This window comes from Endozoicomonas sp. ALE010, assembly GCF_049310165.1.
In the GTDB taxonomy this organism is placed as follows: Bacteria; Pseudomonadota; Gammaproteobacteria; order Pseudomonadales; family Endozoicomonadaceae; genus Endozoicomonas.
Genome location: NZ_JBLYNV010000003.1, coordinates 1 through 19,325 on the forward strand (window position 1 = coordinate 1; position 19,325 = coordinate 19,325).

Annotated in this window: 19 protein-coding genes; 8 read left to right on the forward strand and 11 right to left on the reverse strand. The window is 48.9% G+C overall.

What is annotated here, in order from left to right:
* The 5 genes from sctE to ACO6UY_RS02170 form a co-directional block, all read right to left on the reverse strand.
* The coding region (gene sctE, locus ACO6UY_RS02150) for a type III secretion system translocon subunit SctE (protein WP_422488917.1) at positions 1–1,281 on the reverse strand (1,281 nt) is incomplete at its 3' end.
* A gap of 16 nt (positions 1,282–1,297) precedes the next feature.
* A complete protein-coding gene (locus ACO6UY_RS02155) occupies positions 1,298–1,771 on the reverse strand; it encodes a SycD/LcrH family type III secretion system chaperone (protein ID WP_422446246.1) in 474 nt (157 codons plus the stop codon).
* Positions 1,772–1,789: 18 nt separating this feature from the next.
* Positions 1,790–2,632: a hypothetical protein gene (locus ACO6UY_RS02160; protein ID WP_422446248.1), complete on the reverse strand. Its 843-nt coding sequence runs from the start codon at positions 2,630–2,632 to the stop codon at positions 1,790–1,792.
* A 192-nt stretch (positions 2,633–2,824) separates the two neighbouring features.
* On the reverse strand, positions 2,825–4,768 hold the full coding sequence (locus ACO6UY_RS02165) for a hypothetical protein (protein WP_422488918.1): 1,944 nt from the start codon (positions 4,766–4,768) through the stop codon (positions 2,825–2,827).
* Positions 4,769–4,960: 192 nt separating this feature from the next.
* A complete protein-coding gene (locus ACO6UY_RS02170) occupies positions 4,961–5,374 on the reverse strand; it encodes a CBS domain-containing protein (protein ID WP_422460866.1) in 414 nt (137 codons plus the stop codon).
* A 241-nt stretch (positions 5,375–5,615) separates the two neighbouring features.
* Between ACO6UY_RS02170 and ppa the strand changes: the two genes are divergently transcribed.
* The 7 genes from ppa to ACO6UY_RS02205 all read left to right on the forward strand — a co-directional run bounded on the left by ppa (position 5,616) and on the right by ACO6UY_RS02205 (position 13,038).
* Positions 5,616–6,143 carry an inorganic diphosphatase gene (ppa, locus tag ACO6UY_RS02175; protein ID WP_101745973.1) on the forward strand — a complete coding sequence of 176 codons (528 nt, stop codon included), beginning with the start codon at positions 5,616–5,618 and terminating at the stop codon, positions 6,141–6,143.
* A gap of 141 nt (positions 6,144–6,284) precedes the next feature.
* Positions 6,285–8,123 (forward strand): protein-disulfide reductase DsbD, encoded by a 1,839-nt coding sequence (dsbD, locus tag ACO6UY_RS02180; protein WP_422446254.1) that lies wholly within the window; start codon positions 6,285–6,287, stop codon positions 8,121–8,123.
* 227 nt (positions 8,124–8,350) lie between these two features.
* A complete protein-coding gene (gene aroQ, locus ACO6UY_RS02185) occupies positions 8,351–8,803 on the forward strand; it encodes a type II 3-dehydroquinate dehydratase (RefSeq protein WP_422446256.1) in 453 nt (150 codons plus the stop codon).
* A 220-nt stretch (positions 8,804–9,023) separates the two neighbouring features.
* Positions 9,024–9,488, forward strand: a complete 465-nt coding sequence (gene accB / locus ACO6UY_RS02190; protein ID WP_422446258.1) for an acetyl-CoA carboxylase biotin carboxyl carrier protein — start codon at positions 9,024–9,026, stop codon at positions 9,486–9,488.
* Positions 9,489–9,509: 21 nt separating this feature from the next.
* Positions 9,510–10,850, forward strand: a complete 1,341-nt coding sequence (accC, locus tag ACO6UY_RS02195; RefSeq protein ID WP_422460864.1) for an acetyl-CoA carboxylase biotin carboxylase subunit — start codon at positions 9,510–9,512, stop codon at positions 10,848–10,850.
* 188 nt (positions 10,851–11,038) lie between these two features.
* On the forward strand, positions 11,039–11,926 hold the full coding sequence (gene prmA / locus ACO6UY_RS02200) for a 50S ribosomal protein L11 methyltransferase (protein ID WP_422460862.1): 888 nt from the start codon (positions 11,039–11,041) through the stop codon (positions 11,924–11,926).
* Between the two features lie 152 nt (positions 11,927–12,078).
* Positions 12,079–13,038, forward strand: coding sequence for a DUF3426 domain-containing protein (locus ACO6UY_RS02205; RefSeq protein WP_422460860.1), 960 nt, complete (start codon positions 12,079–12,081; stop codon positions 13,036–13,038).
* 183 nt (positions 13,039–13,221) lie between these two features.
* Here the strand turns inward: ACO6UY_RS02205 and ACO6UY_RS02210 are convergent, their stop codons facing one another.
* The 3 genes from ACO6UY_RS02210 to ACO6UY_RS02220 are packed head-to-tail and all read right to left on the reverse strand — an operon-like array spanning position 13,222 to position 14,871.
* The gene (locus ACO6UY_RS02210) at positions 13,222–13,839 is read right to left on the reverse strand and encodes a hypothetical protein (RefSeq protein WP_422460858.1); all 618 of its coding nucleotides are present in this window, start codon (positions 13,837–13,839) and stop codon (positions 13,222–13,224) included.
* Entirely contained in the window at positions 13,836–14,570 is a 735-nt protein-coding gene (locus tag ACO6UY_RS02215) for a tyrosine-protein phosphatase (protein WP_422460856.1), read from the reverse strand. The genes ACO6UY_RS02210 and ACO6UY_RS02215 overlap by 4 nt, the downstream gene beginning before the upstream one ends.
* Positions 14,571–14,610: 40 nt before the next feature.
* The gene (locus ACO6UY_RS02220; protein WP_422460854.1) at positions 14,611–14,871 is read right to left on the reverse strand and encodes a hypothetical protein; all 261 of its coding nucleotides are present in this window, start codon (positions 14,869–14,871) and stop codon (positions 14,611–14,613) included.
* Between the two features lie 202 nt (positions 14,872–15,073).
* Here ACO6UY_RS02220 and ACO6UY_RS02225 point away from each other — a divergent pair, with 202 nt between their 5' ends.
* Complete coding sequence (locus ACO6UY_RS02225; protein WP_422488920.1) at positions 15,074–15,619, forward strand: RimK/LysX family protein; 546 nt, start codon at positions 15,074–15,076, stop codon at positions 15,617–15,619.
* Here ACO6UY_RS02225 and ACO6UY_RS02230 read toward each other — a convergent pair.
* The 3 genes from ACO6UY_RS02230 to ACO6UY_RS02240 all read right to left on the reverse strand — a co-directional run bounded on the left by ACO6UY_RS02230 (position 15,603) and on the right by ACO6UY_RS02240 (position 19,220).
* On the reverse strand, positions 15,603–17,027 hold the full coding sequence (locus ACO6UY_RS02230; protein ID WP_422488922.1) for an O-antigen ligase family protein: 1,425 nt from the start codon (positions 17,025–17,027) through the stop codon (positions 15,603–15,605). The two genes, ACO6UY_RS02225 and ACO6UY_RS02230, sit on opposite strands and share 17 nt — an antisense overlap.
* A 301-nt stretch (positions 17,028–17,328) precedes the next feature.
* Positions 17,329–18,699 (reverse strand): undecaprenyl-phosphate glucose phosphotransferase, encoded by a 1,371-nt coding sequence (locus tag ACO6UY_RS02235; protein WP_422467748.1) that lies wholly within the window; start codon positions 18,697–18,699, stop codon positions 17,329–17,331.
* A 158-nt stretch (positions 18,700–18,857) separates the two neighbouring features.
* Positions 18,858–19,220 carry a hypothetical protein gene (locus ACO6UY_RS02240; RefSeq protein WP_422446278.1) on the reverse strand — a complete coding sequence of 121 codons (363 nt, stop codon included), beginning with the start codon at positions 19,218–19,220 and terminating at the stop codon, positions 18,858–18,860.
* Positions 19,221–19,325: the final 105 nt, after the last annotated feature.

The window sequence follows — 19,325 nt, forward strand, 5'->3', positions numbered from 1 at the left end:
GGATGCACCACCCGCCGCCGCAGCAGTACCCTGAGAAGTTGCGTTCGCCGCTGTAGCCGCAGCACTGGCCCCCCCACCGGCAAACGCACCACCAAGACTCATTACCAGAATCAAGGACGACCAGAACACCATCGCGCCAATCATGGCCTGGTCTTCATTCGCACCAAATGCCTCGAAGATCGAGGCAACTCCCTTGTTCATCCAGTCGCCGGTCTCGGAAGAAACAGTCATCATCACGGTCAGAGCCAGACATGCGGCCATGAGCCCCATGGCTAATGGCGAACCAACACCCGTAGCAAACATAACAACCATAACAACAGCCATGAGAGCGACGGCTATATAACCGAATATTTTAGCGATCTTTCCTGATTCTTTGGCTTCTTCCGCTTTTTCAATCGATTCGGCAATCTTTGCCAACCGTTTTTCCGAAACCTGCTGTCGCTGTTGCTCATTAATTTTGATATTTTCCTGGTTGAATACCAGACGACTGTCCTGCAACTTGGTCTGAATTTGCATCAGCATTTGAGTTGCAGTATCCACATCCAGCGTTTTATTTGAATCCAGGAATGTTGAAGTAAAGGCCTTCAGTTCAGCTTGCAATTCTTTTTGAAGGTCTGTGGGTCCCCCTTTCAGGTTGGCAACTTTGTTGAAAGTATCGGCAAAAAGATCACCCAGCTGTCCAAGCGAGTCATCACCGGCAAGTTTGCCACCCACCTGGGCAGAGAATGAATGCATGGTCCTCAGGGAGTTATCCGGATCTTTCGGGTCAGCCAATTTCAACATTCCATCAACCAGCTCATTACTGTAACCCATGGACAACAGGTGGTCCTTGTTGCTCTGCATAGAACTGATATGACCCGCCAGTGGATTCGGCCGCCCGCCAGGCCCCTCGGCGAAGGCTTTCAGATCACCAGTGACCAGAGCCAAATAATCCTGACCACCTTGTTCGATCACTGCCTCAGAAGCCAGACCAAGCTTTACCGCTTCAGGGTTCGTTTTACTCAGCTTCTGGATTTCGGAAAAAACAGAGATCTCCTTGAGGACTTTTCCAGAAGGAGTATCTGAGCCTTTCGCTGGAACATCCAGACTGTGCGGCGGCTTAAGGGGAGGAGAAATATTCTCCTGAACCTGATTCGTCGATACCGTGTTTTGCTCCGAATAACCACGACTGACTGTTTCTTTTTGCGCAACCTGATCGGTCTGTTGTTGCCGGAGTGATGGGTCTATACCCGCCTGTTGTGGTATCTGCCCCGCCGAATACCCCTGTTGGATACCATCCATTCTGCTTACTCCCTGGCTATTTTAGATTTTCCAGCATATTTTTGGCACGTTCCAGATCCTTGGCATATTCCGGGCTATCACCGGCCCAATCAATGGAAGTCTCATAAGAAATCTGAGCCTTTTCCCTGTCGCCTTTCGCTAAATGACAATCGCCGATATACATCATTGGTCGGGGATCATCAGAATCCAGAAGAGTAGCAAATGAGAAGATCTCGATGGCGCTGTCGTATTGTTTCTGCATTTGTTGACAGGCACCTAATCCAAGAAAGTATTTACGATTGAAATGGTCGTAAAAACACAAGAATTGAAAAACTTTCGTTGCTTCTTCGTACTTTCCACCCTGATAAAGATTGTAGGCAACTGAGTATATTGCTTCCATGGCATCATCACTCAAGTTTTTCAAATCTTTGAAGGTTCCCCCCTCACCGAAGAAATTCATGAGCTTGTCTTCAAGTTCTGCACCTTCATAATTCAGATCTTCACTATTCACGTGTGACTCCTCCATGAGTTAACGCATATTTTGAATAATAGTACTTATGGACTGAAAGTACTTGTTGATAAAATTAGAAAGCATTTCAAACGTCTGGTTGTATTTATTGATAGTCTGTTGAAGCTTGGTGGTTTGCAATTGTGATTGACTGGTCAGCGACTCAATTTTTGATTTCAAATGCTCAATATTGGCATCCCACTCAGCAGCATTATGACTATCGTCATTACCGCTTCGGTCAGTCTGAGCGCCCATTTGTTTCCAGAAATCAATCATATCCTTTGACATCATGGAAGAGCCTGACGTGCCAGCCGCTGCCTTTTTCTCCTTGGCTTTGGCCAAATACATATTGGCCTCTTCCAGCAAATCATTTTTCTGATTGATGGACTCTATCTGGTCTTCCAGTTGTGTCTGGAGAATATCTGCCCGGGCCGTCAGCACGCCCATAATCAATGCGTCCAGGCTGGGCTTGGTGAAATCCACTGGTTCGCCCATCAGATATGCATTGATTTGTGACGCTCCGGGACCTATATAATTATCACCATTCCAGTTCGCCGGATTACTGACCTCCTGAACCATGGCGACAGGTGCCTGTAAATAAACCAGCTTCTGTGACGCTTCATCAAGCTGTCCCGTATATCTAAGCGAGTTCAGTGTCTGCTTATTAACCGAGTAGAAGTGGGTGGGGGTTAGCGAGTTACCCTGATCATCCGGGTCAGCCATTGATAACAAGGCTTCAATCTGGGCATCGGTATAGCCGGCAGCCCGGAGTGAATTAATCCTGCCATCATTCAAGGTAACGGTTTTGGGGTTTTCTCCAGATTCGCTACTGGAAGAATCCACACCGCCAATGGAGGTACTCATGAGTGACTCCCTGTCATTTTGAATATCCGTTAAGTCGCTTCTTTAACTTTAGGTTATGAAACAACGTTCTTGCCAATTACACATTGGTCGATTTCTTTTTATAAAAAGAAATTCAGAAAATCATTTATATATAAAATTACGACAATGACTTTTAGCTCGGTTTTTTACTACTTAATAATGCCGTTTATCCGCTTATTCTGGTAACTCATCATCCAAATCATCTTTTGGAGCGGACATCGGAGTTTTTACAGATAAAGGGACTGATTCAGCATCAGGACCGGCTTTATCTCCAAACATCATTCTACCTTTTCTATAAGCTTTTGCCGCCCGGACAAACTCAACCAACAGATCAAAAAACTCAACTCCCTTCATATCTTTATTAGCAAAATTTTCCAGTCGTCTGCGCGTATCACCAATGCTCAGTGGTGAAGCATTTGGATCAGGGGAAAGCTTTGGGTCAGCGAATTGCATATAAACTGTATTCGTCAATTGTTCAATAAACGCATCTGTAGGCTCTATTAAATCCATCAGCTGATTCGTTTGCTTTTCAACCTCAGACAGCCTGGCATATTGAAAAATATCAGAACCTTTGCTGTCTCTATGGTCCTTAATATGGCGAAACTGGTCGATAAGGCCTACTGCAGCAGTCGATACCTTTTCTAAGGTTTCTCTATCAACTTTTCTGTCCGGTTCCTGAGAGTTCTTCTTCCATTGTTCTGGAGCATGAACCTTACTTGAGAATGGACTGAAGTTTTCGTTGATCAATTGTGTGAATTTTTCAAGATTTGTTGCAAGATCGTTGGTATTTTCTCCCTCCACCGTTTGCGTTGCCGCATTGGAGGCCCTGCCTCCTGTGACAGGTGGCTCACTTCTGCCATTACTGACAGGGGGTCGCCGTGATTCTGTTATCGTCTGCCTGTCATCCCTGCCACCGGGACCTGGGTGTGGGCTTGAGCCAGATTCAGTTCTGGTGGTTGATGTCTCTGGGTCAGTCTGTGTTCTGTCTTCCGGAGAATTCTGTGAACTCTGTTGACTCTGTGAATTCTGTGGATTTTGTGGACTCTGTGGATTTTGTGGATTCTGGTTCTGACCACTATTACTCTGTGATGGATTCTGCGGTTTACTAAGATTATACGCTGTTACCCCCAAAGCCACGCCCAGAAAAGCCAGGGCACAAATTGCAAAAAACATCGCTGCATAAGGTTGTCCTACCATGAGAGTGATAAGAAAAATGGCGCTGCAAATCACAAATCCAGCCCATAGCGGGTTATTTTTGACCACATTCAACAATTTGTTAATTGCACCCAATACTCGCTGAAATAGCTTTTTGCTGGTTTTATCCCCCCCTCCTTCAATAGTGACTGAACCACCACTCCTAACGGTTGGATCATCATCAAGACCACCGCCTTCGATCGAAACGCTGGCAACGTCCGATTCATCATCCATCGATGACGTTTTACTATGAGCCGCAAGCGGTTTAATACGAGCCGGAAGCTTACTTTCAGAATGCTCAGGATTTCTGTTTTCTCTGACAATCTGTCCCACTGCTGTGCCAAATTCAGGCCCAAACAACCTGCTGGAATCATGCCTGGGCAACATTTCATGTGTCCTGACATTACGAGGCTCTTCTGCAAGCTCAGTGGTTACCGACATAATTTCATCTTCGTCAACCGGTGATAAGATTGTTTCATGGTGTTCAGGTTCTAATGGATCACAATACAAACCCTTTTCAACACGGGAATCATGAGTCGATGGAAATGAACGTGACCCTTCATTATTGGGCAGTGTATTATCAGCAGATGCTCTTTCAGGCAAATCAGGTGCCGATAATCTCGCTTCAGTAGAATCAAGGTTTGGCCCCGGACCATCTTCAGCATCATCAGGAACTGGATTTAAAGATGGCAATGAGTCCTGTTGAGGTTTAACCGTTCTCTCCCCCGGAGGGTGAACTACAGAATCATGCGCTTTTTCACCTCGAACAGAAGGATCTCCTTTGCCCACTTTGGAGGCCGTCACTTTACGAGAGCCATAAGGAGTAACCATAGTCCCCTCTTTTCCTGACTCAGACTCTGAGGACGAACCATCAATTGGTGATGACGGATGACGGCCCGTAGGAGGAGAAATTGTGCTGCCCATGCAAATTCCTTTTCAAAAATATCCAATCTATAAAGAAAAAGTCTAGCTGATGAATGAAAAGCAAAATTAATAAACAAAGGGAATTAAAAAAATTTATTAATTAAAAATATAAATTAAAGTAATAACCCTGAAAGCAGGTATTTCATGGAATGAATCAAGATAATCAATGAATCGTCCGGGTTGGCAAGTCAATTATGCAGAATCGACCGGGCGTTCATAAAATTCGAGAACTGCAGACATCAAATCTTTGGGACTGAGTATGCCCACCAGGTTTCCATCTTCAACAACTGGAACACGGTAAGCCTTATCGGTCATAAATCGCTGATACACAGTGATAATATCTTCTTGTGGGGCAGCGGTGACCACTTGAATGGTCATATAATCACGCACCAATCCCGCATCCTGGGAAAAATAGCTGCCATTCAATGTCCCTTCGAGGCAGTCTGATTCTGAAAGAATCCCGATAAGCGTACCTTCATTGTCGACTACCGGTGCTGCCGTAATATTGTGTTGCAGCAGAATACGGATGGCTTCAGCAACTTGAATATCCGGAGAAACGGTAACAACTTTGGGGGTCATGCAATCTTCAACAGTGATCGATCTCACAATCACCTCCTTTGGCTTATGAATCCAGCTCACGCCAGCGACTGACAATGAATTAATTTTAGCTCTCAATCAAGCAGATAGCTGAGCATAAGCAGCCGGAAATATGCAATGCCAGCAAGCCAGGCCCAGATGCACTCCCGGGTTCCCGGGCGGGATACCCCTTACAAGTGGAAAAGAGCGTAACAAACTCTATATAATACGCGGCAATTTCAAACTGACCTCACACAGAGATTGACTGTCAATGAGCTATTCATCTGTTCCTGCTGGCAAAAGTCTGCCAGAAGACATCTACGTCATTATCGAAATCCCTGCCAATGCTTCGCCAATTAAGTACGAAGTTGACAAGGATATGGATGCCATTCTGGTTGACCGCTTTATGGCAACCCCAATGTTCTACCCAGCCAACTACGGTTACATCAACCAGACCCTGGCTGACGATGGCGACCCTCTGGACGTTCTGGTGGTGACACCCTACCCGGTTATCCCGGGCTCAGTTATTCGCTGCCGTCCTGTCGGCATGCTGAACATGTCTGACGAAAGTGGCCGTGACGAGAAGCTGATTGCCGTTCCTCACGACAAACTCTCCACGCTCTACAAAGACGTAAAAGAATACACAGATCTGCCAGCCCTGCTGCTCCAGCAGATTGAACACTTCTTTGAAAACTATAAAGATCTTGAGCCTGGCAAGTGGGTCAAGATTGATGGCTGGGAAGGTTCCGAAGCGGCCCTGGAAGTCATCAAAAAGTCTGCCGCCAACTATAAAGGCTGACTTTCCTTATGGCTCAGGTTTCGACCTGAGCTTTTCCACTCATTTCTGCTGTTTTCTTTTCTCTGTAAGCCCCTCTCTACTTGCATCTCTGATATATCACTGCACAATACATAGTATTCACCATTATAAACAGCTGCTTATATGCCAAAATGCCAACTCCGCCTGCTCTGGCCCCTTTTCCTGAGTCTGGTAATCTCAATATCTGCTCAGGCCAATCTGAGCCAGTTATTCGGGGCAGAACCCAGAAAAAACCAGGGTTTTCTTCCAGTCGAAGAAGCCTTTCAATTCACCGGGCAAATTGAGCAGGGTTCGGCGATCATTAATGTTGCTGTAAAACCAGAGCACTACCTTTATAAGCACCGTTTCACCTTTACGCCGGTAACCGATATCTCAACACTGGGTGCAGCTGACTATCCTGCCGGTGAAGCGATTTTTGACCCTTATTACAACAAAGAACTGGAAGTATTCAGTGAAAACCTGGTTATCAAAGTTCCTGCCAACCATTCAGGCAACCTGCCGGAACTGGAAATCGGCTTCCAGGGCTGTGCCAGGGCTGGACTGTGTTATCCACCCCATAAAGTTGTTATTCCATTGGTGATTACCCAAGTCAATGATTCGCCCGTTTCAGCCAGTGTTACCCTTATGGCGGTATCAGACTCCGGGAACGCCTTCCAGCAGCAGCTGGAACAGAACAGTCTGCCGATTGCGCTACTCCTTTTTGTCCTCGCGGGTATTGGCCTTAGCCTTACGCCCTGTGTCCTGCCCATGTTCCCGATACTGTCCAGCCTGATACTGGGAACCAGGGCACAGACCAAAACCCGGACCATTGCCCTGACGATGACCTATATACTCACCATGTCAGCCATCTTTGCCATTGCCGGTACATTAATGGGGCTGTTTGGTGCCAGTCTGAACCTTCAGGCAAAACTCCAATCCCCATGGCTGCTGATCCCTGTGGCAATACTCTTTGCGCTGCTGGCCCTGAGTATGTTTGGCCTTTACGAGTTACAGCTGCCCGCCCGGGTTCGGGACAAACTCAGTGGCAGCCAGCAAAATTCAGGCAGCTTGTCGGGGGCTGCCGTGATGGGGTTATTGTCTGCGCTGGTGGTTTCCCCGTGTGTCTCGGCACCCCTGGCCGGTGCACTGATCTATATCAGCTCAACCGGTGATGCCCTGTTTGGTGGGCTGACACTGTTTGCCCTGGGTCTGGGCATGGGCATTCCCTTATTTGTCCTGGCGTTAGGCGGAAGGCACTTGCTGCCAAGGTCCGGGGCCTGGATGAACGGTGTTCGCTCATTCTTTGGCGTATTACTTCTGGGCGTCGCCATCTGGATGCTGGGACGGGTTATCGCTCCATCAGTCACGCTCTTCCTGTGGGGTGCTTTGCTAATTGGCAGCGCCGTATTCCTGGGCGCTCTTCACACCAATCTGAAAGAAGCGCACCAGATGTTCCGACAGACCGTCGGCATACTCTGTCTGATCTATGGAACCTGCCTGATTATTGGTGCCGCCATGGGCAATAGTGACCCATTGAATCCGTTATTGGGTAAAAGCAGCACTGCAATAGAAAGCACCACTGAACAGACAGAGAGTTCCCGCTTCAAGACCGTAACAACAGTGAATGAACTGAATAACCTGCTGGCAGACGCAGCCCTGAACAACCAGCCAGCCCTGGTGGATTTCTATGCTGACTGGTGCATATCCTGCAAAATCATTGAGCGGACCGTGTTCCCAGACCCGCTGGTCACTGATCAGTTGGCCAGAATAGCCCTGATCAAGCTGGATATCACCGATAATACGCTGGAACACCAGCAGTTCCTCAACCAGCATCAACTGTTCGGACCTCCCGCCATGCTGTTTTTTGATGCCAGTGGGAGTGAGTTGCCTGCACTAAAATCCCAGGGTGAAATCACCGCCTTGCAGCTGCATCAAAAGCTGACAAAACTGCTGATAGCCTCCGGAACAACTACAGATGTCTGAACTTGTCTGAAACGGGCATGAAATGCTTCGTAACTGTCGTTAACCTCCTGTAACACGCACAAACTGGACGCACTCTTGACAATGGGGCAAAATGCCAGATCAATAACGATTGCGATGTATTTCAAAGGTCAACTGCGTAGCCAGGTTAACCAAAGTAGGCTGACTACTGAAGCTTTCTCATTGGTCAGGGTCGCAACGGTGACCATTGGGGTCTTAAGAGGATAAACATGGCCGACATTCTTGTGCTCAATGGTCCAAACCTGAATCTGCTTGGCACTCGAGAGCCCGGTGTTTACGGTGCAACCACGCTTGAACAGATCTGCCAGAACCTTGTCCAGCTGGCTACTGATGCAGGCCTCAAGCTGGAAAGCTTTCAAAGCAATGCGGAACATCTACTGATAGATCGTATTCATCAGTCAGGCAAGGATGGCGTACGCTTTATCATCATCAACCCGGCCGCTTTCACTCACACCAGTGTGGCACTGCGGGACGCACTGCTTGGGGTTGCTATTCCATTTATTGAAGTACACCTTTCGAACATTCATTGCAGGGAGCCGTTCCGTCATCACTCCTATTTCAGTGACGTTGCTGAAGGGGTTATTGCCGGACTGGGACCTAAAGGCTACGAAATGGCACTGTCTGCCGCAGTTGACAGACTTGCCAGACAGCCGGAGCCATAAGAACGCGAACCATTTTTTCAGAACGCGGCACCAACACAGGACAACGTTCTGATTTACGTTAATCACAGTGCAACTGCCTTACCCCCTTTTAAACAGTGGCACTGTCAGGCAAAAACTGACCACCGGGGATCCTGCACTCGCCAAGTAGAGTGTTCGATTTTTCGCAAAATCAACCAGACTGGCCAGCCAGTGCTGCCAGTACAAGCATTTGAGACTGACAATGGATATCAGAAAAGTAAAAAAGCTCATTGAGCTGCTGGAAGAATCAGGTATTGATGAGCTCGAAATCCATGAGGGTGAAGAGTCCGTTCGTATCAGCCGTTACTCGAAAAATGCACCTGTAGCCGCCGCCCCCATTGCCTACCCGGCTGCTGCAACAGCCACGGCTCCTGCTGCTGCCCCCGCTGCCACTGAAGCAGCTGCACCTGTTATTGCTGAGCCTGTCGTTTCGGGCCATCAGGTCAAGTCTCCCATGGTTGGTACTTTCTACGGTGCTCCGTCACCGGATGCGCCTGACTTCGCCAAAGTCGGCCAGCAGGTTAAGGAAGGTGATGTACTCTGCATTGTTGAAGCCATGAAGATGATGAACCAGATCAAGGCGGACAAATCCGGCACTATTGATGCCGTTCTGGTCGAGAATGGTCAGCCTGTTGAGTTCGACCAGCCCCTGTTCACTATTGTCTGATAATCGCCTGAGAATCGCGTTATGCTCGATAAAGTCGTAATAGCCAACCGGGGCGAAATTGCTCTCAGAATATTAAGGGCCTGCAAAGAGCTGGGCATCAAGACCGTTGCGGTTCACTCCAAGGCCGATGCTGACCTTATGCATCTGCACCTGGCGGATGAGTCCGTCTGTATCGGTCCAAACAACCCGGCAGACAGCTATCTCAATATTCCTGCCATCATCAGTGCCGCCGAGGTGACTCACGCCACCGCAATTCACCCGGGTTACGGCTTCCTGTCCGAAAATGCAGATTTTGCTGAACAGGTAGAACGCAGTGGCTTTACCTTTATCGGGCCTTCCGCCGACGTTATCCGCCTGATGGGGGACAAAGTCTCAGCAATCGAAGCCATGCAGAAAGCCGGTGTTCCCACGGTTCCTGGCTCTAATGGCTCTCTCACTGACGATCACAGCCGCACCATGGCTATTGCCCGGGATATTGGTTATCCGGTGATCATCAAGGCTGCCGGCGGTGGCGGTGGCCGCGGCATGCGCGTGGTCTACAACGAAGAAGACCTGATCAGCTCCGTCGCCCTGACCAAATCAGAAGCCGGTGCGGCATTCAACAATGATACGGTTTACCTGGAGAAATTCCTGCAAAACCCACGTCATGTGGAGTTCCAGGTGCTGGCCGATGGCCAGGGTAACGCCATCCATCTGGGTGACCGCGACTGCTCTTTGCAACGTCGTCATCAGAAGGTTATTGAAGAAGCGCCTGCGCCCGGCATTCCGGAAGAGAAGCGCCAGGAAGTGGCCAGCGCCTGTACCCGTGCCTGTATTGAGCTGGGCTACAAAGGTGCTGGAACCTTTGAATTCCTGTATGAAAACGGTGAGTTCTATTTCATCGAAATGAACACCCGGGTTCAGGTTGAGCACCCGGTGACCGAACTAATCAGCGGCATTGATATTGTCAAAGAGCAGCTGAGAATTGCCAGCGGCCTGCCTCTGAGCGTTGGTCAGGACGATATCGAACTCAAAGGCCACGCCTTCGAATGTCGAATCAACGCCGAAGACCCAAAAACCTTTATGCCATCACCAGGCAAGGTTTTGCAGTTCCATGCACCGGGCGGCAATGGTGTTCGCGTGGACAGCCATCTGTACAACGGTTACAGCGTTCCTCCTTACTATGATTCCCTGATCGCCAAGATCATCAGTTATGGTCCGGATCGTGAAACGGCCCTTATCCGGATGAAGAACGCACTCGATGAAACCGTTATTGAAGGGATTAAAACCAATATTCCTCTTCATCAGGCGTTGGTGACTGATACTCACTTCAAGGAAGGTGGTGTCAGTATTCACTATCTGGAAAAGAAACTGGCTGAGTGATTTCCCGTTTTTTTACTCTTTGGCAAGGCCGTCTCCCAAAGGAGATGGCCTTTCTTTTTATTGGGCGATCAGCCAGCAAATGTTTATGAAATACCAGTGCTCAGCTACAATAAGTCGCCTATGTTCCATGAATTTCTTTCCTGAAGAACAGGTGGGAATTCTTATTGCTTTTCATTCTGGGTAACACAATGTCTTGGATTCAAGTCAGACTGGACACAACTTCTGACCATGCTGAAATTCTGGAAGACCTGCTTCTGGAAGCCGGTGCCTGTGCGGTCACCCTGCAGGATGCAAAAGATCAACCGGTCTATGAACCAGAGCTGGGTACCACACCGCTGTGGAATAACACCGTTGTTGTTGGCTTGTTTGATGCCCAGACCCGCACCGATGATGTCATACCCTTTCTCAAAGAACATGCCGGACTGAACCCTTTCCCTGATCACAAGGTCGAACTGGTGGAAGATAAAGACTGGGAACGGGAGTGGATGACCCACTTCCACCCCATGCAGTTTGGTGACCGCCTGTGGGTTTGCCCCAGCTGGAAAGACGTTCCCGATCCTGAGGCTGTTAACCTGATGCTGGACCCGGGCCTGGCCTTCGGCACCGGGACGCACCCCACCACAGCACTCTGCCTGCGTTGGCTGGATCAGCAGAATAACCTGACTGGCAAAACAGTTATCGACTATGGTTGTGGTTCTGGCATCCTTGCTATTGCAGCACTCCTTCTGGGTGCACAATCCGCAGTCGGTGTTGACCTGGATCCGCAGGCACTGGAAGCCACTATCGAGAATGCTAAACGGAATAACATTCCGGTGGATAAACTGGAAGTTTTTCTGCCCGATGATGAACCAGCGGATCAGGCTGATATAGTACTGGCCAACATTCTTGCTGGCCCTTTGACTCAACTGGCTCCCAAACTGGCCAGTCTGACCAGGGAAGGCGGTTCCATTGCTCTGTCCGGTATTCTGGCTGAGCAGGCGGATGAAATAATTCAAACCTATGAACAGTGGTTTGCCATGGATACAGCAGTCACCTTTGATGGCTGGGCCATGCTTTCTGGTAAGCGACGTTCATAAGCTGGCATTGATGTGATGCAGGTATGACAGAACTTGTTACTCCCCGGGTTTCAATAGAAACAAAAGTACCTGCATTATCAATTAGACTGGATTCAGTACGGGGGCTCTGGTCTAATAAAAAATGCTGCTTCAAGATCAGGTAAACAGTCAACATGACGCCGTCAAGTGTCACTTGCCCCCACTGCCAGACCATATTCCGCATTACCCATGCCCAGCTTAAGGCTGCCTGGGGTTCGGTGCGTTGCGGTTCATGCCTTCAGGTTTTTAATGCCATAGACCAGCTACCGCGCCTGAAAGAACAAGAAAAGGCGGCATTCAACACCCCCACTGAAAACGTTGAAATATCCCCCTCTGTCCACCGGGAAGAACCCCAGACACCCACTCAAACCAGAAAAAAGCTGCGGGAAACACTGGTCGTCCAACAGCAAAAACCGGTTAAAAAACCGGATTCAACACAACCGGAAACGTCCAGAAGCAAAGACCTTGACCCTTCCATAAAGGCAAAGGTTGCCACTGCGCCCATCCAATATGATGGCTACCACCAGCAAAGCATCGAAACCCTGATTCACGAACTGGACCAGCGAGAAACCGAAGAAACCATTAACGAACAACAGCTCCGCAGGAAAAGAACCTACTGGGGTGTTGCGGCCTGCAGCCTGCTGGTGTTGCTGACACTGCAATTTGCCTGGTTCAACCGCAGTACACTGTCACTGAACCCTGCCCTGCGACCGGCTTATGCCATGACCTGCAATCTGCTTTCCTGCACACTTCCCCCTATGGTCAACCTCAATGCCATTAAAAGCGTTGATCTTGTGGTACGCAGCCATCCTGATCAAGACAACGCCCTGCAGGTAGATGCTGTCATCATTAATGAAGCCAGGCACCCACAACCGTTTCCAGACTTAAAGCTGACCTTTACCGATATCAACGGCCGACTGGTGGCTAACCGCACCTTTACCCCATCGGAATACCTCGGTGGCGAGCTGGCCGGCTCAGACGAAATGCCTAAAGCACAACCTATCCGCTTGGGACTGGAAATTGTCGACCCGGGTGAACAGGCAGTGAGCTATCAGCTGACCTTCAGTGAAAACAAAACGGTACGGTTGAATTAGTACATGGTTTCAATGAGTTTGACGTGTACAATCTCCGCTCACCCTGAGCGGAGTCGAAGGGTGCCTGGCACGATCTATCAGAGTCCGAAGTTTCCGTGAAACTGTTAAAACAACAAAGGCACAGAGACACAAAGAAAACTTCTAATCACTTTGTGTCTCTGTGCCTTTGTATTGAAAAAGGTTTTATTGATATTGCCTGACTATACGCTGGGCAGTGTGTGGATAAATTTTTACCAGTTTCTGATAACTGTTATCCAGCTCTGCCTGCAGCTGATCACTCAACCAGCCCCGGTAGTGAAAACTGAATAACGCGCCGTTTTCCAGAACACGTGACTCCCATGGGCCAAGCTGGCTGGCTCGAAGTAATGCCGCTTCAAATTCAGAATCAATCAGTGAATATTGTGAGCGGGCATGGGCATAGTCACTCCAGCTGTATGGCCATGCAGGTCTTAAAGCAATGGCTTTCTGCCAGATTTCCAGCTCCGAATTATTCTCTATATCGATACCGGAAAGCCTGCCCCGTTCAAGCACTCGTGCCTTCAAAACATACAGTGCCGGATTATCCGGCATTTGCCGTATGGCGCTTTCCACACCATTGATCGCAATGTCCAATTCAGAAGCTTCCACCACAAAACTGTTACTGGCTTCGGTCTCCTGCTGCCAATGATCCAGAAAGAGTTCCGTCTGGTAACGCCCGACCTCGGAGCGCAACAAGGTCAAGGCCTGATAAATCACCAGACACAATCCCAGTGCAATCGGCAGCATCAATACACCACGAGGCCGGGATAACGAACTTTTCATGAGGCTCCACCAAAAAGACAATGCGTTAACTTCTTGGGATTACCCATTGTCAGCAATGAACACTGATCACTGCCAACCCAATGATTTAATGTCTCAGCCGCAAGCGCCATGGCTGGTGGTCGCCGAACCGGGTGATGAGCATCCGAAGCCACAAACTGCACCAGCCCACGATCCACAAACCAGCGGGCAGTAGCTTCTGCCCTCTCACCAAACAGAGAGGCGACCGAACCCGCTGTCAACTGCAACAATGCTCCACGCTCGACAAACGGCAATACACGCTCAGGGTACGACATCAGTTCTTTATTTCGCTCAGGGTGGGCAATCACTGCCCTTATCTCCCTTTTATAAAGCCAGTCCAGCATCTGCTCCATCCCCACGGGAATTCGTTGATGGGGCATTTCCAGTAACAGACACTGGAAACCATCCCATTGACCAATCATCGGGATTTCATTCCTGCGTAACTGAAACATCATTTCATCGCTGAAACGCACCTCTGCTGCCATCGCCAGCTGAATCGAAAACCCCGCTGCCCTGGCGTGCTTTTTAAGGCCTTCGAATATCGGACCAATGGAACCCAAATCATTATCAAACCGGCCAGGGTGCATATGGGGTGTGCACACCAGCTTCCGGATGCCATCCGCCTGGGCCAGTGCCAGCATGGCCAGTGCCTGCTCCAGACTTTCAGCCCCATCATCAATACCGGGAATTATATGGTTATGGATATCAATCATTTAATTAGATCAATCATTAAGTAACAGGCAGACCGAATAGTCAGCGCCGAAACATCAATCGACGAATCAGCAAGGTCAGCAAGTACGCTGGAACAAGCAACATAGCTCCGGTCAGAAACAACGCAACAGGCACAGGAGCATGAAAATAGGTAAACACAAAGGCAATACTGCTCACAGCATCCACAATACTCAGGCTCAATGGCACATTATCTGGCCCGGAAAGGGTATTAATCAGCAGAACTTCAGCGGCCAGAATCACCATAATCAGGGGAATTTCCCACCCTGGCACCCACTTTTTCAAGAGTCTACATCCTCAAATAACAGAATATTGGCAATCCACAGGAGCCTCCCCGAGGCCAGAAGATAACCTGTCGTTAAACCGTCAACCGTGCTCATTAAAAAGGCTCAATCTATCGTCAACAGCTACAAATATAAAGAGAAGGATTCAGTTGTGCAGTACCTTCATGGAGGAAGTAATGTTGTTTTCCGCCCGATTTTCAGGCTTGGCCTTTTTTACAATTCTGGCAATTGTAATCATACCCGATACACCACCGGTAACCGCTGCCCCCCCAAAAAATCAACATGAGTGTCAAACCGGTGACCGTTACCTCTTTGGTCTGCAGGAAAGGGTTGATCAGATCGATGAATTTCCCACTCAGATCAATGCATTGATTGACTCCGGCTCAACCCTCTCTTCCATGGATGCCAGAGACATCAAAATCAGGAGGCACACAAACGGCTCCCTCTGGGTTCACTTTAAAGTCCCTATCACCAGGGACAAACGTAAACTGATAAAAATGGCCAAGCCACTTAAGCGTTTCGCCCGAGTGCAGACCCATCATGGCACCCCACAAAAACGTCCGGTAATTGAAGCAAACATACGTCTTGGCCCGGTCGACACCCGAACCGACTTTAGCCTGACCTCCCGTTCACGGTTTAAAAATCAGATTCTGCTCGGTACCAACACCCTGAAGAACCTGGCAATCATCGATACATCGAGGGAATTTCTTCTGAAAAACAACTGCCAGCAGGTCAGCCGTTACCCTTGATGCCAGCCGACCTGCGAATGCCGGAGGGCAGGTTTCTGGCAAGAACAGCCAGCGCCATCAGGGCCACAAAATATGCCGCATTGGCCGGAATCTGGAGATTAAAGTCCACGGATGAATGGATTACAATCGCCAACATCCCCATAAACGACGAGAACCCCATACCAATCATCAGTCGGCTGCGACGCAGCTTCATCGCCTGAACCGCCTGCCAGGATGACCAGACCACCATCAACGCTAATATCAGAAATACTGGAACGCCAAACTCCAGGGGAAACTGTAGAAAATCATTATGGGCGAGATCATAAAAGCCTTTCCAGCTACCATCGTGATAAGCAGGCAGTGCTGTATAAAAGCTACCTGCACCAGAGCCTGTCAGTGAATAATCACTGATTGCTCCCAAAGTAACCTCAGACACATTGGGACGGGTCTCCCGCTCCAGAGAGGTTTGCTCAATACGCTCCATCACCTTTTCAAGGCCAAACCACTGGCTGAGAATAGCCGTATCAATCAACAGCAGGCTGACAAAAAGAACGATCATCCCACGGCTGAGCTGTTTACGACAGATAACGAACAGAAGTCCGGTCACCAGCAAACTGGAAAAAAAAGCAGTATTTCCCATGCGGGAACGGGAAAGCACCAGGCCAATCACCATAATGGCCAACCCGGTACGTAGTATGACCTTGTTACTCATCAGCATGTGCAGAGTCTCGCGAAGCCACTCCTGCCAGCTGCCCGCTTTTCTATCGTTCAACTGGGCAATCAGTAATCCCATACCAAAGGCCAGCGTCATCTCCATACACCCGGCAAAACTGTTCCTGTTAACATAAGTGCCGGTAGCAACACCAAAGTAAGATGGCTTCTCACCGAACAGCAGCACTTCTGCCCCTGACAGCGTACTCAGCGAACCAAACACAGCCTGAAAAATTCCGGAGACCACAAAGGCCCAGGCAAACCAGCGTAATTTATCAGGCCGGTCCACCAGCAGCAGACAGAGACAAAAAAACAGGTAGTAGGCCATGGTCAACAGAGCACTGACCATCGTATCGTGAGGAGAAATCGACAGCGTCATCCACTGGGGTGTTACCAGCCCCAGCGTCTCTGCAGCAGAGGAATGAAGGTTCCATGAGAAAGGAGAAAGCAGCTGGACCCACGCAGCCGACATGGGCAACTGTTGGACAAACAACCAGCCAATAACGCCAGTAAAACCGGCATGCAACCATTTTACCTGACGGAAAGACGCTGTGGTTTCCAGCCGGTTAAGGGCATAGCCCAATACCCAGAATAGACTGAGTACAGCAATCAGCAATATCAGAATCGCCCGCGCCCATGGTGGATTACTGCCCATCGGCAGGGGCAACCAGAAAACGATGGCCAGCAAAGGCCAGAACAAACACTGCCTATACGTCATTGTTATTTTATGCTTAAACCATGAAAAAGCGTTGAACCACTAAGTAATAGCCATGATAAATACTCTTGTATTATTGGCTTTTTCGCCCTACTTACTGTTAACTCTTCTCTCAAACCTCACACCTTGCCAACCACTACTAAACTTCCTAACCATCAACTAAGTAGTTAACCAATGGAGCGCAGATTCTATTTCAGGCAACGCCTCCACAAACGCTGTGGTTCGCTTAACAGACAGATCAGCTATTTCAGACCACAACTTTGTATCCAGCAAGAGGCATGTTCTTGGGGTTCAAAAAAATCTTTTAATAAGCATTAGGGTTCATAAAACCTTTAAAAACCGTACTGATAACGATCCTGATATCCAGCCACAGAGACCAGTTATTGATGTATTCCAGGTCACACTCCACCCGGCGCTGCATCTTATCCAGCGTATCGGTCTCACCACGAAAGCCCCGTACCTGAGCCAGCCCGGTAATCCCCGGCTTTACCTTATGGCGCTTCATATAAGACTCTACCAGATCCTTGTAATACTCGTTATGAGCCAACGCGTGGGGCCTTGGGCCAACAATGGACATCCGTCCCTGCAGTACATTAATAAACTGGGGTAGCTCATCCAGACTGGTACGGCGAATAAAAGCACCCACCTTTGTCACCCGCTGGTCACCTTTAGTGGCCTGGGTCACCTTACCTTCACCTTCCTGATGCACCTTCATACTCCGGAACTTATACACCTTCACCTGCTTGCCTGAGGTGCCGTGGCGGTATTGCTTAAAAAACACCGGCCCCGGAGACGAGAGTTTCACGGCAATGGCAACAGCAATCATCACCGGCGAAATCAACAGCAGAATCAGGCTGCCAATCACAATATCAAACACTCGCTTAGTAATAGTGTTAATGCTATCCATAGGTGAACAGCTGATATCCAGGACAAGAAAATCCCCGATTTTGGTAATATTGTGGTTCATGAGTGGCAGATCCTGCAGCCCCGGCATATAGCGGATATTGGTGGTACTATGGCGCAGGGTAAACATCACGGGCTGAAGAATAGGGCTCTTGGTAAAAGGAATGCAGAGCCAACATTCATCAAAGGCCTGATTGCTGGCAAGGAACTGTTCCAGTTCTGCCAGCGCCTGCTCATTGTTATGGTGCTCAATCACATGCTGCAGGCGGTAACCATAGGCATTGTCCTGGGAGAAGTATGCCCGCATGGCCTCAAAATTACGGCCATCACCAATCACCAGTACATGGCGGGTATTGCGTCCATGGCTGCGGAAGGACCTTAACAGCTGGTAAAGGCCATACCGGATACCCAGTGCCATGGGGATCGCCATGCCAATCCAGGTTCCGAGCCAGAGGCGGGAGTATTTCTCAGTAGTTTTAGTCATCACCATAAAGACAATCATCACCATAAACGACAGAGACCAGGCAATAAACACCTTGGTCAGTCGCTCACTGATTCGGCGACCCCGCCAGGGTGCATACACTTCGCACAGGAACGAGAGCACTACCACCAGCAATGCCTGCATATACATCACATTGTGATAATGAGTGGCGTGATCCCCAAACCGCACCCATTCCGACAGCTCAGCACAGGCAAAGGCGATGGTTACATCGATAAAAACCAGAACAATAAGAGGCAGCCGTGATCGGCCCGACAACAATGAGGTAGGCATCTACATAAAATCCATTTTGTTTTGGAGACACAAAAACAAGAAGAACAAAGGCAAAGCTAAGTTTTTTCTCTTTCCCTTCCTTTTACGACTGCCATGTATGGAGGAGAGGGAGTGTCGATTCTTCAGGAGCAATCATCGCCCCTGTGGAGCTGTGTGGTTCAAGAACTTTTAATCATCCGCCAGTGAGAAACCATAAACGGCAAAGCAGCCAGCAACAAACCGGTACAGGTTACGAGAAAATCCAGCGGGTTATAATTCCGAAGTGGAAACACCACCTGCAAACTTTCATCAAGAGCGCAGCCAATAATCAACAGCAATAACAACCTGCCCCAGTGCCAGGACCTTGGGCAAGCCAAATGAGCCAGTACAGAAAGAATAAAGGCCATGACAAAATGCATTTGCAGATTGCCACCCAGAAAATGCTCAATACTGCCCCAGGCCCAGTGGCCATAGCCGAGGCTTTTACTGACCGAAAGCATCACCAGAAAGACCAGCCAGCCAATCGCTAAAATCCGTACCAAATCTTGAGTCCTTTTTGAACCACAGAGGGCACAAAGAACACAGAGAAAGAAACACCTTTTCCTCAGTGCTCTTGTCCTTTGCCGTAAAAAATATTCTGCTTAACG

Bases quoted from the DNA above. Each gene is read 5' to 3' on its own strand.
- ppa (WP_101745973.1), top strand. From the start codon at position 5,616: ATGAGCTATTCATCTGTTCCTGCTGGCAAAAGTCTGCCAGAAGACATC.
- ACO6UY_RS02215 (WP_422460856.1), bottom strand. From the start codon at position 14,570: ATGATTGATATCCATAACCATATAATTCCCGGTATTGATGATGGGGCT.
- prmA (WP_422460862.1), top strand. From the start codon at position 11,039: ATGTCTTGGATTCAAGTCAGACTGGACACAACTTCTGACCATGCTGAA.
- ACO6UY_RS02230 (WP_422488922.1), bottom strand. From the start codon at position 17,027: ATGACGTATAGGCAGTGTTTGTTCTGGCCTTTGCTGGCCATCGTTTTC.
- dsbD (WP_422446254.1), top strand. From the start codon at position 6,285: ATGCCAAAATGCCAACTCCGCCTGCTCTGGCCCCTTTTCCTGAGTCTG.
- ACO6UY_RS02205 (WP_422460860.1), top strand. From the start codon at position 12,079: ATGACGCCGTCAAGTGTCACTTGCCCCCACTGCCAGACCATATTCCGC.
- ACO6UY_RS02235 (WP_422467748.1), bottom strand. From the start codon at position 18,699: ATGCCTACCTCATTGTTGTCGGGCCGATCACGGCTGCCTCTTATTGTT.
- accB (WP_422446258.1), top strand. From the start codon at position 9,024: ATGGATATCAGAAAAGTAAAAAAGCTCATTGAGCTGCTGGAAGAATCA.
- ACO6UY_RS02160 (WP_422446248.1), bottom strand. From the start codon at position 2,632: ATGAGTACCTCCATTGGCGGTGTGGATTCTTCCAGTAGCGAATCTGGA.
- aroQ (WP_422446256.1), top strand. From the start codon at position 8,351: ATGGCCGACATTCTTGTGCTCAATGGTCCAAACCTGAATCTGCTTGGC.
- accC (WP_422460864.1), top strand. From the start codon at position 9,510: ATGCTCGATAAAGTCGTAATAGCCAACCGGGGCGAAATTGCTCTCAGA.
- ACO6UY_RS02210 (WP_422460858.1), bottom strand. From the start codon at position 13,839: ATGAAAAGTTCGTTATCCCGGCCTCGTGGTGTATTGATGCTGCCGATT.
- ACO6UY_RS02165 (WP_422488918.1), bottom strand. From the start codon at position 4,768: ATGGGCAGCACAATTTCTCCTCCTACGGGCCGTCATCCGTCATCACCA.